At 66.1% G+C, this 14,805-nt stretch carries 16 protein-coding genes; 13 read left to right on the forward strand and 3 right to left on the reverse strand.

Annotation, left to right across the window (positions count from 1 at the left end; all coding sequences use genetic code 11):
• Window positions 1–112 precede the first annotated feature (112 nt).
• The 7 genes from CPBF1521_RS09050 (at window position 113) to truD (ending at window position 7,523) form a co-directional block, all read left to right on the forward strand.
• Complete coding sequence (locus CPBF1521_RS09050) at window positions 113–1,777, forward strand: CTP synthase (RefSeq protein WP_104582881.1); 1,665 nt, start codon at window positions 113–115, stop codon at window positions 1,775–1,777.
• A gap of 204 nt (window positions 1,778–1,981) precedes the next feature.
• Window positions 1,982–2,815 (forward strand): 3-deoxy-8-phosphooctulonate synthase, encoded by an 834-nt coding sequence (gene kdsA, locus CPBF1521_RS09055; RefSeq protein WP_104582882.1) that lies wholly within the window; start codon window positions 1,982–1,984, stop codon window positions 2,813–2,815.
• Window positions 2,816–3,098: 283 nt separating this feature from the next.
• Entirely contained in the window at window positions 3,099–4,391 is a 1,293-nt protein-coding gene (eno, locus tag CPBF1521_RS09060; RefSeq protein WP_104582883.1) for a phosphopyruvate hydratase, read from the forward strand.
• A gap of 3 nt (window positions 4,392–4,394) precedes the next feature.
• Window positions 4,395–4,751, forward strand: a complete 357-nt coding sequence (ftsB, locus tag CPBF1521_RS09065) for a cell division protein FtsB (RefSeq protein WP_016904016.1) — start codon at window positions 4,395–4,397, stop codon at window positions 4,749–4,751.
• Entirely contained in the window at window positions 4,748–5,521 is a 774-nt protein-coding gene (gene ispD / locus CPBF1521_RS09070; protein WP_104582884.1) for a 2-C-methyl-D-erythritol 4-phosphate cytidylyltransferase, read from the forward strand. The genes ftsB and ispD overlap by 4 nt, the downstream gene beginning before the upstream one ends.
• A 146-nt stretch (window positions 5,522–5,667) precedes the next feature.
• Complete coding sequence (gene ispF, locus CPBF1521_RS09075; protein ID WP_104582885.1) at window positions 5,668–6,159, forward strand: 2-C-methyl-D-erythritol 2,4-cyclodiphosphate synthase; 492 nt, start codon at window positions 5,668–5,670, stop codon at window positions 6,157–6,159.
• Between the two features lie 254 nt (window positions 6,160–6,413).
• Window positions 6,414–7,523: a tRNA pseudouridine(13) synthase TruD gene (gene truD, locus CPBF1521_RS09080; RefSeq protein WP_115676774.1), complete on the forward strand. Its 1,110-nt coding sequence runs from the start codon at window positions 6,414–6,416 to the stop codon at window positions 7,521–7,523.
• Window positions 7,524–7,666: 143 nt separating this feature from the next.
• On the opposite strand, the gene CPBF1521_RS09085 is transcribed toward truD, so the two are convergent.
• The gene (locus tag CPBF1521_RS09085; RefSeq protein ID WP_164739314.1) at window positions 7,667–8,206 is read right to left on the reverse strand and encodes a Smr/MutS family protein; all 540 of its coding nucleotides are present in this window, start codon (window positions 8,204–8,206) and stop codon (window positions 7,667–7,669) included.
• 99 nt (window positions 8,207–8,305) lie between these two features.
• Here CPBF1521_RS09085 and surE point away from each other — a divergent pair, with 99 nt between their 5' ends.
• From surE to CPBF1521_RS09105, 4 genes are read left to right on the forward strand one after another with little or no spacing between them, the layout of a single operon-like run.
• Window positions 8,306–9,085 (forward strand): 5'/3'-nucleotidase SurE, encoded by a 780-nt coding sequence (gene surE, locus CPBF1521_RS09090; RefSeq protein ID WP_104582888.1) that lies wholly within the window; start codon window positions 8,306–8,308, stop codon window positions 9,083–9,085.
• Complete coding sequence (locus tag CPBF1521_RS09095; RefSeq protein WP_104582889.1) at window positions 9,082–9,759, forward strand: protein-L-isoaspartate(D-aspartate) O-methyltransferase; 678 nt, start codon at window positions 9,082–9,084, stop codon at window positions 9,757–9,759. Before surE ends, CPBF1521_RS09095 begins: the two co-directional genes overlap by 4 nt.
• An 18-nt stretch (window positions 9,760–9,777) precedes the next feature.
• Entirely contained in the window at window positions 9,778–10,392 is a 615-nt protein-coding gene (locus CPBF1521_RS09100; RefSeq protein ID WP_104648524.1) for a YqaA family protein, read from the forward strand.
• A complete protein-coding gene (locus CPBF1521_RS09105; protein ID WP_180496951.1) occupies window positions 10,389–11,165 on the forward strand; it encodes a peptidoglycan DD-metalloendopeptidase family protein in 777 nt (258 codons plus the stop codon). Before CPBF1521_RS09100 ends, CPBF1521_RS09105 begins: the two co-directional genes overlap by 4 nt.
• Before the next feature lie 168 nt (window positions 11,166–11,333).
• On the opposite strand, the gene CPBF1521_RS09110 is transcribed toward CPBF1521_RS09105, so the two are convergent.
• On the reverse strand, window positions 11,334–11,708 hold the full coding sequence (locus CPBF1521_RS09110) for an Mth938-like domain-containing protein (RefSeq protein ID WP_104648525.1): 375 nt from the start codon (window positions 11,706–11,708) through the stop codon (window positions 11,334–11,336).
• A gap of 14 nt (window positions 11,709–11,722) precedes the next feature.
• Entirely contained in the window at window positions 11,723–12,028 is a 306-nt protein-coding gene (yhbY, locus tag CPBF1521_RS09115; RefSeq protein WP_104582892.1) for a ribosome assembly RNA-binding protein YhbY, read from the reverse strand.
• 65 nt (window positions 12,029–12,093) lie between these two features.
• Here yhbY and rlmE point away from each other — a divergent pair, with 65 nt between their 5' ends.
• Complete coding sequence (gene rlmE / locus CPBF1521_RS09120) at window positions 12,094–12,726, forward strand: 23S rRNA (uridine(2552)-2'-O)-methyltransferase RlmE (protein ID WP_104648526.1); 633 nt, start codon at window positions 12,094–12,096, stop codon at window positions 12,724–12,726.
• Between the two features lie 60 nt (window positions 12,727–12,786).
• Window positions 12,787–14,727 carry an ATP-dependent zinc metalloprotease FtsH gene (ftsH, locus tag CPBF1521_RS09125; protein WP_164739312.1) on the forward strand — a complete coding sequence of 647 codons (1,941 nt, stop codon included), beginning with the start codon at window positions 12,787–12,789 and terminating at the stop codon, window positions 14,725–14,727.
• Window positions 14,728–14,805 lie beyond the last annotated feature (78 nt).

The raw sequence follows: 14,805 nt of genomic DNA on the forward strand, positions 1-14,805 counted from the left end.
TGGACACCAGGCGCGCGCTCTTTCGCCGCTGTGACGACATGATCGTCACGCAACCCTTGGGCATTCGCCCGTCACCCGCTAAACTATGGCTTTCCGGGAGGCTCCAAGCCCCATGACCCCCCTGATTTTTGTTACCGGCGGCGTAGTGTCCTCGCTAGGCAAGGGCATTGCCGCCGCTTCGCTTGCCTCCATTCTGGAAGCGCGTGGCCTGAAGGTCACGATGATGAAGCTGGACCCCTACATCAATGTGGACCCGGGCACGATGAGCCCGTTCCAGCATGGCGAGGTCTACGTCACCGACGACGGCGCCGAGACCGACCTGGACCTGGGTCACTACGAGCGCTACGTGCGCACGCGGCTGTCGCGCAAGAATTCGGTCACCACCGGCCGCATCTACGAGAACGTGATCCGCAAGGAGCGTCGTGGCGATTACCTGGGCGCCACCGTGCAGGTGATCCCGCATATCACCGACGAGATCCGCCGTTGCATCGACGAGGCCACCGCCGGCTTCGACGTGGCGCTGATCGAGATCGGCGGCACCGTCGGCGATATCGAGTCGCTGCCGTTCCTGGAGGCGATCCGCCAGGTGCGCACCGAGCGGGGCGCCGAAAAGGCCATGTTCATGCACCTCACGCTGGTGCCATACATCGCCGCCGCTGGCGAGCTGAAGACCAAGCCGACCCAGCACTCGGTCAAGGAACTGCGTTCGATCGGTATCCAGCCGGACGTGCTGCTGTGCCGCTCCGAGCAGGCGGTTCCGGATTCGGAGCGCCGCAAGATCGCGTTGTTCACCAACGTCTCCGAGCGCGCGGTGATCAGCTGCCCCGATATCGACGTGCTGTACGGCATGCCGCTGGAACTGCGTCGCCAGGGCCTGGACGAGTTGGTCATCGATCAGTTCAAGCTGCGCGACAAGGTGGCTGCGCCCGACCTGTCCGAATGGGCGGCGGTGGTGGATGCGGTCAAGCATCCGCTGGACGAGGTCACCATTGCCGTGGTCGGCAAGTACGTCGACCACCAGGACGCCTACAAGTCGGTGGCCGAAGCGCTGCGTCACGGCGGTCTGCGCCAGCGCACCAAGGTCAACCTGAAGTGGCTGGAAGCGCAGGACCTGGAAGGCAGCGACATGGCGGCGCTGCAGGATATCGACGGCATCCTGGTGCCGGGCGGCTTCGGCGACCGTGGCTTCGAAGGCAAGGTGCTGACCTCCAAATACGCGCGCGAGCACAAGGTGCCGTATTTCGGCATCTGCTACGGCATGCAGGCGGCGGTGGTGGACTATGCCCGCCACGTGGCCGACCTGGACGCAGCCAACAGTACCGAGAACGATCGCCAGTCGCCGCACCCGGTGATCGGCCTGATCACCGAATGGCGCACCGCCACCGGCGAAGTGGAAAAGCGCGACGAGAAATCCGACCTGGGCGGGACCATGCGCCTGGGTCTGCAGGAGCAGCGGCTCAAGCCGGGCACGCTGGCGCGCGAGGTGTACGGCAAGGACGTGGTCGCCGAACGCCATCGCCACCGCTACGAGTTCAACAACCGCTACCGCACCCAGCTGGAAGACGCCGGCCTGGTGATCTCCGGCAAGTCGATGGACGACACGCTGGTGGAGATGGTGGAGCTGCCGCGCGAAACGCACCCGTGGTTCCTGGCCTGCCAGGCGCATCCGGAATTCCTCTCCACCCCGCGCGACGGGCATCCGCTGTTCATCGGCTTCGTGCGCGCCGCGCGCGAGAAGAAGGCGGGCGGAAAACTGCTGAAGGAAGCGCGTGCGTGAGCCGCTTGTTCTCCCTGCGGGAGACGCGGGCGCGCCGTGCCGGATGAGTAGGCACCGCAACGCACCGGCAGATGGCAGCCATGGCGAACGCGTCGCCATGCGCCGCCCTGGGCAAGCCATCGGGCTTGACCAGCGCGTTGCAATCGCCCCCTCATCCCAACCCCTCTCCCGACGGGAGAGGGGCTCAATCAATAAGGTGACCTGATGAAACTCTGTGACTTCGACGTCGGCCTGGATCAGCCGTTGTTCCTGATTGCCGGCCCCTGCGTGATCGAGTCGATGCAGCTGCAGCTCGACGTGGCCGGCAAGCTCAAGGAGATCACCGGCAAGCTGGGGATCAACTTCATCTTCAAGTCGAGCTTCGACAAGGCCAACCGCACCTCCGGCACCAGCTTCCGCGGCCCGGGCCTGGAAGAAGGCCTGAAGGTGCTGGAAGCGGTGAAACAGCAGATCGGCGTGCCGGTGCTGACCGATGTGCACGAATACACCCCGATGAACGAGGTCGCCGCCGTCGTCGACGTGCTGCAGACCCCGGCCTTCCTGGTGCGCCAGACCGATTTCATCAAGAACGTCTGTGCCGCGGGCAAGCCGGTCAACATCAAGAAGGGCCAGTTCCTGTCGCCATGGGACATGAAGCCGGTGGTTGACAAGGCCAAATCGACCGGCAACGAACAGATCATGGTCTGCGAACGTGGTGCCTCGTTCGGCTACAACAATCTGGTCAGCGACATGCGCTCGCTGAGCGTGATGCGCGATACCGGCTGCCCGGTCGTGTTCGATGCCACCCATTCGGTGCAGCTGCCGGGCGGGCAGGGCAGCAGTTCCGGCGGCCAGCGCGAATTCGTGCCGGTGCTGGCGCGCGCCGCGGTGGCGGTGGGCATTTCCGGCCTGTTTGCCGAAACCCATCCGGACCCGTCCAAGGCCTTGTCGGACGGCCCCAACGCCTGGCCGCTGGACAAGATGGAAGCCCTGCTGGAGACACTGCTGGCGCTGGACACCATCACCAAGCGCCACGGCTTTCTCGAACAAGGCGTCTGAGCAGGCAATGCGGTGGCGCGCGCGGCCGCTGCTGCGTGGTCCGTTAGCGCCGCGGATGCGGATGTGGTGCCGGTGTTCGCACAGCGGTGCCGTGTGTGGCAGCTGCAGCTGACACCGCTGCACTGCGCAGTCCGTACTGCCGCCCACCTGCTGCTCCGGCGTCCTGACGTGTCGCCATCGCGGTGGCCGCATGCTCACGCCATTTGGCAAGCCGCAGTCCTGCGGCGATAATCCGGCAGCTTGTTTCCGGTGTCCTTCCCCCTTACTGGTAACCGATCGACCTATGACCACTATCGCCAAGATCCTCGCCCGCGAAATCCTCGACTCCCGCGGCAATCCCACGCTGGAGGCCGAAGTCACGCTGGACGACGGCTCGTTCGGCCGCGCCGCCGTGCCCTCGGGCGCCTCGACCGGCACCAAGGAAGCGGTGGAACTGCGCGATGGCGACAAGACCCGCTACCTGGGCAAGGGCGTGCTGCACGCGGTGCAGAACGTCAACGGCACCATCGCCGAGACGCTGAAGGGCTTCGATGCCGCCGACCAGCAGGGCCTGGACCGCCGCCTGATCGATCTGGACGGCACCGAGAACAAGGGCCGCCTGGGCGCGAATGCGCTGCTGGGTGTTTCGCTGGCCGCCGCGCATGCCGTGGCAGCCTCGCGCAAGCAGCCGTTGTGGCAGTACCTGTCCACCATCACCGAATCGGATGTGGCGCTGCCGGTGCCGATGATGAACATCATCAACGGCGGCGCGCATGCCGACAACAACGTCGACTTCCAGGAGTTCATGGTGCTGCCGGTCGGTTGCAGCTCGTTCTCCGAAGCGCTGCGTGCCGGTACCGAGATATTCCACGCGCTCAAGTCGGTGCTCAAGGGCCACGGCCTGAGCACGGCAGTCGGCGACGAAGGCGGCTTTGCGCCGGACTTCCGCAGCAATGTCGAAGCGCTGGACACCATTCTCGAGGCGATCGGCAAAGCCGGCTACACCGCGGGCGAAGACGTGCTGCTGGGCCTGGACGTGGCTTCCAGCGAGTTCTACGACAACGGCAAGTACAACCTGGTCGGCGAGAACAAGCGCCTGACCAGCGAGCAGTTCGTCGACTTCCTGGCCGACTGGGTCGCGCAGTATCCGATCATCAGCATCGAAGACGGCCTGGCCGAGGACGACTGGGCCGGCTGGAAGCTGCTCACCGACCGCGTCGGCAAGAAGGTGCAGCTGGTCGGCGACGACCTGTTCGTCACCAACCCGAAGATCTTCAAGCAGGGCATCGACTCGGGCACTGCCAACGCGATCCTGATCAAGGTCAACCAGATCGGCACGCTGACCGAGACGCTGGAGGCCATCGCGATGGCGCACGCGGCCAACTATGCCTCGATCGTCTCGCACCGTTCGGGCGAAACCGAAGACACCACCATCGCCGACATCGCCGTGGCCACCACCGCCACCCAGATCAAAACCGGCTCGCTGTGCCGCAGCGATCGCGTCGCCAAGTACAACCAGTTGCTGCGCATCGAGCAGGCGCTGGGCTCCGGCGCACGCTACGCCGGCCGCGACGCGTTCGTTTCGATCAAGCGATAAGCCGTGCGCAACTGGCGCTGGCTACTGCTGGTGCTGGCGGTGCTGCTGGCTTGGCTGCAGTACCGCTTCTGGTTCGGGCCTGGGAATTCCGGCGAAGTCATGATGCTGGAAGCCCAGGTCGCGCATCAGACACAGGACAACGAAGGTCTGCGCCAACGCAACCAGGCGTTGGCAGCAGAGGTGAAGGATTTGAAGGACGGCGAGGCGGCAATCGAGGAACGCGCGCGCAGCGAGCTGGGCATGATCAAGCCGGGCGAGACGTTCTATCGCGTGGTCGAGGATGCACCGCCGCTGCCGCCCGCGGTGGCCGCGCCGTCGGCCGCACCCGTCGAGCCCGACGCGCCGGCGGAACAGCCATGACCGGTTCGATCTGGGCGATCGTGCCGGCCGCCGGGCGCGGCACGCGCTTTGGCGGGCAGACCCCCAAACAATATCTGCCCGCCGCCGGGCAACCGCTGATGGCCTACACGCTGGCGGCGCTTGCCGCGCATCCGGTGGTGGCCGGCATCGTGGTGGCCATCGCGCCCGACGATGCGGATTGGCCGGGCTGGACGTCGGTGCAGGCCAAGCCGGTGCTGACCTGCGTCGGCGGCGGGACACGTGCGGCATCGGTGCTGGCCGGATTGCTGGCCTTGCCCGAGAGCGTGCGCGCCGATGACTTTGTGCTGGTGCACGACGCCGCGCGGCCCAATCTCGGCCTGGCCGACCTGGAGCGCCTGCTGGAAATCGGCCGCGGCGATCCGGTCGGCGCGATCCTGGCTGCACCGGTGCGCGACACCCTCAAGCGTGCCGGCGACGATGGCGGCATCGATGCCACCGAACCGCGCGAGCGGCTGTGGCGCGCGCTGACCCCGCAGCTGTTTCGTCGCCATCAATTGATCCGCGGCCTGACCGAAGCGTCGGCCGCCGGCGTGGACGTGACCGACGAGGCGATGGCGATGGAGCGGCTGGGATTGCGCCCGTTGCTGGTGGAAGGTGCCGAAGACAACTTCAAGGTGACCACGCCAACGGATCTGGCGCGCTTCGAATTCGAGCTCGCACGCCGCGGCGTGGCGGTGGATGCCGAATTGGTGGCCACACGCAACGATGCGGTGGTTGCCGATGCCAATCACGACGTCAACACGCGTTAGGGCGGCTGTCGAACGATTGCGAGGCCGGTTTGCGGAACCGACTGTGTAGGCCACTCGTACACTGCGGTCTGTTTACAGCGTCCATGCCGACCTAAACGACTGCTTGCTCCCTGTTGTTGGGCACTCTCACTCACCACGGATTTTCCATGTCTTTCAATTTTCGAATCGGTCAGGGCTACGACGTGCATGCGTTCGGCGCGGGCGACCACGTGATGCTGGGCGGCGTGCGCGTCGCGCACAGCCATGGCGTGCTTGCGCACAGCGATGGCGACGTGGTGCTGCATGCGCTGTGCGATGCAATGCTGGGTGCGCTGGCGCTGGGCGATATCGGGCAGCACTTTCCGCCATCCGATGCGCGCTGGAAGGATGCCGACAGCGCGCAGTTCCTGCAGCATTGCGATCATTTGCTGCGCGAGCGTGGCTGGCGTGTCGGCAATGCCGATGTCACCGTGATCTGCGAGCGTCCCAAGATCGGCCCGCATGCGCTGGCCATGCGCGAACGCATTGCCGGCCTGCTGGCGATCGAGCTCGATGCGGTCAGCGTCAAGGCCACCACCAGCGAAAAACTCGGTTTCACCGGCCGCAGCGAGGGCATTGCGGCGCAGGCGGCGGTATTGCTTGGCAAGATCGCCGCATAACCGCAGCCGGCAAGGCCGGTGCCCACCGCCGGCCGGGCACGGACGGTGCCAGGCGATGGTGCCAGGCACAGCGCTCATCACGCATGCCCTGCATGCACCGTCCACACGCATCTGACCACTGCCGGCCAGGTTTCTAGCCGTTCCACATCGCGGTTGCCCGCGCCGGGCTCATCTTGGCGTTGCAACGCGACATCACCGCGCCGAGGCATTCGGCACACAGCGCACGACCTGTCGGCGCGAAGGTAAATCACAGCATGAGCGACACCTCTGTTCTGCCACGTGCGCATGGCGCTGCGGTGCTTGGCGCGGCAATGCGCAGCACGCCCGACGATTTTCAGGTCGATGAGCTGCCGGCTTTCGAGCCCTCCGGTGAGGGCGAGCACCTGTTGCTCACCATCCGCAAGCGTGGGCAGAACACCGCCTATATCGCGAAGAAACTCGCGCACTGGGCCGGGATCGCCGAGATGGGCGTCAGCTACGCCGGCCTGAAGGACCGCCATGCGGTTACCACGCAGCGCTTCAGCGTGCATCTGCCCAAGCGCATCGCGCCGGAGCTCGCCACGCTCGATGACGACGAGATGCAGGTCATCGACAGCACCTGGCACAACCGCAAGCTGCAACGCGGCGCACTGCTGGGCAATCGTTTCGTGTTGACGTTGCGCCAGGTGGAAGGCGAACGCGCTGCGATCGAGCAGCGCCTGCAGGCGATCGCCGCGCGCGGTATCCCGAACTGGTTTGGCGAACAGCGTTTCGGTCGCGATGGCGGCAACGTGGCCTCCGCGCTGGCGATGTTCGGCTACCAGTCCAATGCCGACGGCACGTTGTCAGCGGCGCCGGCATCCAGGCGGCGGCTGCGCAACGATCAGCGCTCGATGCTGCTGTCGGCGGCGCGCTCGGCGTTGTTCAATCGAGTGCTCAGCGCACGCGTGGGGCAGGGCACCTGGGACACCGCACTGGAGGGCGAGGCGTGGATGCTGGACGGCTCGCGCAGCGTGTTCGGCCCCGAGCCGTTCAGCGAGGCACTGGCAGAGCGCCTGGCGCGCTTCGATATCCATCCCAGCGGGCCGTTGTGGGGTGCCGGCGAGCTGCGTTCGACCGGCCAGGCCGCGGCGGTGGAGCAGGGCGCCTTGTCCGATCCGCAATCCGACGCGCTGCGCCACGGCCTGGAAGCAGCGGGCCTGAAGCAGGAGCGCCGCGCACTGCGCCTGCATCCGCAACAGCTGGAGTTCCGCTGGCTGGATGCACACAGCCTGCAGCTCGAATTCGCACTGCCGCCCGGTTGCTACGCCACCGCGGTGCTGTGGGAGCTCGGCGAGGTCAGCGACGCCGGCCGTCTCAACACCGGCCCGCGCTCCGACGCCTAGGCCTGCCCGGTGGTCGTCAGCCGCCCGGCAAAACACGCCACCCCGTAGGAGCGGACCCGGCCGCGACGGGCTTTCCCGATAGCCCGTCCGTCGCACAAGCGCATGCCTGCAATCCAGGTCGGTAACCGGCCACCCAAGCGGCCCTAACGCCGCGCCAACAACACCAGTAACGCCCCCGTGCCACCCTGGGTGGCAGGCGCGGAATGAAACGCCAGCACGTCATTGCGTTGACGCAGCAGGCGATCCATCAGGTTCTTCAACACCGGCGCACCGTTGTCCGACTGCAGCCCCTTGCCGTGGATGATGCGCACGCAGCCATGGTCGTGCGCATGTGCCTCCAGCAGGAACTGCCGCAGCAGGGATTCGGCCTGCGTGGCGGTGGCGCCATGCAGATCCAGTTCGTCCTGGATCGAGAACTGCCCGCGCTTGAGCCGTTGAAACAATCGGGTGGGAAGATTCTCGCGTCGGTAGCTGGCGGTATCTCCGGCTTCCAGTGGCGCGCTGTCGCGCAGCAGGCGTGCGAATTCGGTGTGCGCTTCGGCGTCGTCGCGCTCGGCCATGCGCGCGCGCGGCTTGGGGCGCGGCTTGGCATTGGCCGGTGGGGCGACCTCGCGAATCGGCTTGACCGCGCCGATCGCTGCGCGGAACAGCGCGCCGTCGTCTTCGTCTTCTGGATGCGACATGGTCACAGCGTAACGTGCCCAACCTCAGGTGCAAGCGAAGATCAAGCGCGAAGGGCGCGGACGCATCCGGTATCATGGCCCGGTTTTCCGAGGAGTCCCATGCGCGTACTGGTTAGCAACGACGACGGTGTCGACGCCCCCGGCATCCAGATTTTGGCCGAGGCGCTGCGCCATGCCGGTCATGAAGTGATGGTGGTCGCGCCCGACCGCGACCGCTCCGGCGCCAGCAATTCGCTGACGCTGGATGTGCCGATCCGCACCCGCCGCATCGACGCGCAGACCTGCGCGGTGGCCGGCACGCCGACCGACTGCGTGCATCTGGCGCTGACCGGCATGCTCGATTACGAGCCGGATATCGTGGTCTCCGGCATCAACAACTCGGCCAATCTCGGCGATGACGTGATCTATTCGGGCACCGTGTCCGCCGCGATGGAAGGCCGCTTCCTCGGCCTGCCGGCGGTGGCGGTGTCGCTGGTGACGCACAACCATGAGGCGCACAACTACCAGAGCGCCGCACGCGCGGCGGTGGAGATCGTGGCGCGGCTGAAGGCCGACCCCTTGCCCGCCAACACCATCCTCAACGTCAACGTGCCGGATCTGGCCTGGTCGGATGTGCTCGGTTTCGAGGTCACCCGGCTCGGCAACCGCCATCGGTCCGAGCCCTGCGTGCCGCAGCGCGATCCGCGCGGCCGCACCGTGTACTGGATCGGCCCGGCCGGGCCGGAGCAGGATGCCGGCCCCGGCACCGACTTCCACGCGGTGCGCACCGGGCATATCTCGATCACCCCGATCCATGTCGACCTGACCCGCTATCAGGCGTTGGAGACGGTGGCTGGCTGGGTGGGCGGGTTGACCGCCGCGCTGGATACCCCAGCATGACGCCCAGGCTGCGCCTGCAACCGGAATCGGTCGGGATCGGCATGACCTCGCAACGCGTGCGCGACCGGCTGGTCGAGCGCCTGCGCGAGGCCGGCATCCAGGACGAAGCCACGCTCAACGCGATGCGCACGGTGCCGCGCCATCTGTTCATCGACGAAGCGCTGGCCTCGCGCGCCTACGAAGACACCGCCCTGCCGATCGGCCATGGCCAGACCATCTCGCAGCCCTGGGTGGTCGCGCGGATGACCGAGGCGGTGCTGCAGGTCGGCCCGACCAGGGTGCTCGAAGTCGGCACCGGCTCCGGCTACCAGGGCGCGATCCTGGCCGCGCTGGGGCTGGAGGTGTACACGGTTGAGCGCATCGGCGACCTGCTGCGGCAGGCGCGCAAGCGCTTCCGGCATCTGGGCATGAATGTGCGCAGCAAGCACGACGACGGCCGCATCGGTTGGCCCGAACACGGTCCCTACGATGCCATCGTGGTCACCGCCGCCGCCCCGGCACTGGTCGATGCGCTGGTCGATCAGCTGGCGGTCGGCGGACGGCTGGTCGCCCCGGTCGGTGGCGCCTCGTCGCAGTCGCTGGTGCAGCTCACGCGCGCTGCCGACGGCGCAATCGAACAGCAGGTTCTGGCGCCGGTCACGTTCGTCCCGCTGTTGTCGGGCATGCTGGATTGAATCCATGAGAGTTCCTCGATGAAGATCTTCGGGCCGTTGTACGACGTGGCCATTCGTTGGTCGCGCAATCGCCGCGCTCCGGCGCTGCTGACCGGCCTCAGTTTCGTGGAGGGCTTCATCTTCCCGGTGCCGCCGGAGGTGATGCTGGCGCCGATGTCGCTGGCCGAACCCAGGCGCGCGTTGTGGTTCGCCACCTTGAGCCTGCTCGGCTCGGTCTGCGGCGCGCTGGTCGGCTATCTGCTGGGCCATTTCGCCTTTGCCGCATTGTCGCCGCTGATCGAGTGGCTGGGCTGGAGCGCGAAGATCCAGGCGCAGATCGAAACCCTGCGCACGCTGGTCGCCGATTCGCCGTGGAAGGCCTTCTGGGCGCTGGTGCTGGTGGGCTTCACCCCGATTCCTCTGAAGATCTTTACCTGGGCCTCGGGCGTGGTCGGCGTGCCGATCCTGCCTTTCATCGCCAGCATGCTGGTGGGGCGGGGCAAGCGCGTGTACCTGGTGGCCGGCGCGATCCGGTTGGGTGGAGCGCGTGCCGAAGCCGCGTTGCATCGCTGGATCGAGCCGCTGGGCTGGGTGGCCATGGCCGTGCTGGCCGTGGGAGCAGGGTGGCTGGCGTGGAAGACAACCAACGGATGAGCAAGTTGCAGATGAATTCGGTATGTAAGACAGCAGTCCTGCTTGCAGTGGCCATCGGGCTGGCCGCCTGCAGCAGCGCCACGGTGGTGCGTTCGCCCGGAGCCGGCGGCGGTTCGGCGTCTGCACGTCCGTCCGCGGCGCCACGTCCGTCGGTGCCGCGCCCGGGCGCGACCGTCACTGTCCAGCGCGGCGACACGCTGTACGCCATCTCGCGCCGCACCAACATCACCGCGCCAGATCTGGCGGCCTGGAATGGCCTGTCCTCGCCGAACACCATCTATCCCGGCCAGACCCTCAAGCTCTACCCGCCCGGGGCCAGCAAGCCTGGCGGCAGCACCTCCACTGCCGGCACGGTGGTTCCACCGCGCCCGAGTGCCCCGGTCGCAGCGCCGGTCAGCAGCGGATTTCCGTGGCGCTGGCCGGCCGATGGCGTGGTGGTCGGCACCTTCGTCACCGGCGAAACCACCAAGCAGGGCGTGGACATCGCCGGCGCCAGCGGGCAGGCAGTGCGCGCTGCCGCCGATGGCGTGGTGGTGTACTCCGGCGCGGGCCTGGTCGGCTACGGCGAGCTGATCATCATCAAGCACAACGACCAGTGGCTGTCCGCCTACGGGCACAACCGCAAGCGCCTGCTCAACGAAGGCCAGAGCGTCAAGGCCGGCCAGCAGATCGCCGAGATGGGCCGCAGCGGCGCTGCCCGCGACATGCTGCACTTCGAGATCCGCTACAACGGCAAGCCGGTGGATCCGATGCTGTATCTGCCGAAGAAGTGAATCGGGAGTAGGGAATAGGGAATCGCAACAGCCTTGGCCGGGGACTTTATCGATAGGTCGCGTGCGACGCCTGGCATGAGCAGGGCGTCCAAGGCCTGGTCAAATTTCGCCTGATAGCGAAACTTCAGTCCAGCCTGCTTTCCCGACTCCCGATTCCCGATTCCCTAATCAGCCTTCGAGAATCATCGCCAGCGCCACCCGGCGGCCTTCGCTGGCCAGCACGTTGTAGGTGCGTGCGGCGGCCGCATTGGTCATCGCTTCCAGGCCGATGCCGCGGGTCAGACAGGCTGCCAGCACATCCGTCTTCGGAAACTGCTGCCGCTCGCCGGTGCCGAGCAGGATCACCGCCGGGGCAAGTGCCAGCACCGCGTCCATATGCGCGACCTGGAGTTGCGCCAGGCCGGGCACCGGCCAGCCTTCCACCAGCTCGTCGGGCATCAGGATGAAGCTGCGCTGCAGAATCTGGTCGTTCACCTTGGCATGGCGGCCATCGGCCGCGCGCAGCGCATAGGTGTAGTCGGGGTGTTCCTGGCTTAAAGGCATGGCGAACTCGTCTGTCAGCCGCGCGGCAGCACGATCTGACGCTTTTCCTTGCTGGGGCGGTACAGGATGGCGACATGGCCGATCCGCTGCACCAGCGCGCTGCCGGTGTGCTGGGTCAGTTCGGCGATCATGGCGTCACGGGCCTCGCGATCCTCCGATGTCACCTTCACCTTGATCAATTCGTGGCGCTCGAGCACTTCCTCGAGTTCGGCCAGAAATGCCGGCGTGACCCCTTTGCCCCCGGTCTGCAGCAGTGCCTTGAGATCGTGGGCCTGGCCGCGCAGGAAACGGTTCTGGGCGGAGGTGAGAACAATGGACATGCAGGATCAAAGGGAAGCAAAGGGTGTTCAGGGTATCATGGCGACCCGTTCAGACCCCTTTGCCGATGCCTTCCCGTAGTAAAAGCAGCCAGCGCTGGCTCAAGGAACACTTCGCCGATCCGTTCGTCAAGAAGGCGCAGGCCGAAGGCATGCGCTCGCGCGCGGCCTACAAGCTGGAAGAACTGCTCCAGCGCGACCGTCTGCTCAAGCCGGGCATGGTGGTGGTCGACCTGGGCGCGGCGCCGGGCGGCTGGTCGCAGCAGGTACGCAAGTCCATGGGCGACAGCGGCCGGGTGGTGGCGCTGGATATCCTGGAGATGCCGCCGCTGGCCGGGGTGGAGTTCCTTCACGGCGACTTCAGGGAGCAAACCGTCCTATCGGAATTCGAGGCGATGCTGGGCGATGTGCCGGTGGACCTTGTGCTGTCCGATATGGCCCCCAATAAGAGTGGCATGGACGCGGTCGACCAACCGCGGATGATGCACCTGGCGGAACTGGCGATGGAATTTGCCGATATCCACCTCAAACCGGGCGGGGCGTTCCTGATCAAGTTGTTCCAGGGCGTTGGGTCCGACGACTACATTCGTGAGCTTCGCCGCCGCTATGACAAGGTGACGATTCGCAAACCGGCGGCCTCGCGCAAGCGCTCCCCGGAAGTTTATGCGCTCGGTCAGGGCAAGCGTGCCCAGATCAAGTAAGCTGCCAATGACCACCGTGTTTCAAGAATTGAAGAGTAGAGGGCACCGGAGCCAATGAGGATGAACGACTTGACCAAGAATCTGCTGTTGTGGGTGGTCGTCGCGGTTGTGCTGATGGTCGTCTTCCAGAGCTTCTCGCCGCGGATGGCGGGCGGTGTCGGCCCCGACGCGATTACCTACACCCAGTTCCTGAAGGAAGTGGATGCCGGGCGCGTCAAATCGGTGGACTACACCGACGAGACCAATCTGGCGGTCAACGCGATCCGCTTCAAGCGCACCGACGGCAGCGAAGCCACCGTATACGGGCCGCGCGACGACAAGCTGGTCGACGTGCTGTACAGCAAGAACATCGAAATGACCCGCCAGAAGCCCTCCACCGGGCCGGGTTTCTGGTCGTTGGTGCTCAATTTCCTGCCGGTCATCCTGATCATCGGCTTCTGGCTGTTCATCATGCGCCAGATGCAGGGCGGTGGTGGCGGTGCCAAGGGCGCGATGAGCTTCGGCAAGTCGCGCGCCAAGCTACAGGGCGAGGACCAGGTCAAGATCACCTTTGCCGACGTCGCCGGTTGCGACGAGGCCAAGGAAGAAGTCAGCGAGCTGGTCGACTTCCTGCGCGACCCGACCAAGTTCACCAAGCTGGGCGGCAAGATTCCGCGCGGCGTGCTGATGGTCGGCCCGCCGGGTACCGGCAAGACGCTGCTCGCCAAGGCGATTGCCGGCGAGGCCAAGGTGCCGTTCTTCAGCATCTCCGGTTCCGACTTCGTCGAGATGTTCGTGGGCGTTGGCGCCAGCCGCGTGCGCGACATGTTCGAGCAAGCCAAGAAGCATGCGCCCTGCATCATCTTCATCGATGAGATCGATGCCGTTGGCCGTCATCGCGGCGCCGGTCTGGGCGGTGGACACGACGAGCGCGAGCAGACCCTGAACCAGTTGCTGGTCGAGATGGACGGTTTCGAGGGTGGCGAGGGCGTGATCGTGATCGCTGCGACCAACCGCCCCGACGTGCTGGATCCGGCGCTGCTGCGTCCGGGCCGTTTCGATCGCCAGGTCGTGGTCGGCCTGCCGGACGTCAAGGGGCGCGAGCAGATCCTGCGTGTGCACATGCGCAAGCTGCCGTTGGCCGACGACGTGGTGCCGATGGTCATCGCACGCGGTACGCCGGGCTTCTCGGGTGCCGACCTGGCCAACCTGTGTAACGAGGCGGCGTTGTTTGCCGCGCGCGGCAGCGAGAAGGAAGTCCGCATGGACCACTTCGACCGTGCCCGCGACAAGATCCTGATGGGGGCCGAGCGCCGCTCGATGGCCATGAGCGAAGACGAAAAGACGCTCACCGCCTACCACGAGGCAGGCCATGCCATCGTCGGCCGTCTGGTGCCCGAGCATGACCCGGTCTACAAGGTCACGATCATTCCGCGTGGTCGCGCCCTGGGCGTGACGATGTATTTGCCGGAAGGCGATCGTTACTCGATGAACCGCGTGGCGATCGAGTCGCAGCTGTGCTCGCTGTACGGCGGCCGCGTGGCCGAGGAGCTGATCTTCGGCGGTGACAAGGTCACCACCGGTGCGTCCAACGACATCGAGCGTGCGACCAAGATGGCGCGCAACATGGTCACCAAGTGGGGCCTGTCCGACGAGCTGGGCCCGGTGGCCTACGGTGAGGAGGAAGACGAGGTGTTCCTGGGTCGTTCGGTGACCCAGCACAAGAACGTCTCCGACGAGACCGCGCGCATGATCGACGAAGTGGTGCGTTCGATCCTGGACAAGGCCTACAGCAAGACCAAGGCCATCCTCACCGAGAACCTGGACAAGCTGCACGCGATGTCGCAGCTGCTATTGCAGTACGAGACCATCGACGTGCCGCAGATCGACGCCATCATGGAAGGCCGCGAGCCGCCACCGCCGGCCGGCTGGGGCAAGTCCGACAAGGACGGCGGCAACAACAACGACAAGGGCAGCCCGCGTCCGTTGGCGCCGATTGCCGGGCCAGCCGAGCAGCTGTAACGCCCGCATCGGTCAGCTGCAGAAGCATTCATCAAGGCCGGGAAGCGATTCCCGGCCTTGATGCGTTATACGGCCACA

Source organism: Xanthomonas euroxanthea (genome assembly GCF_900476395.1).
GTDB lineage: Bacteria > Pseudomonadota > Gammaproteobacteria > Xanthomonadales > Xanthomonadaceae > Xanthomonas > Xanthomonas euroxanthea.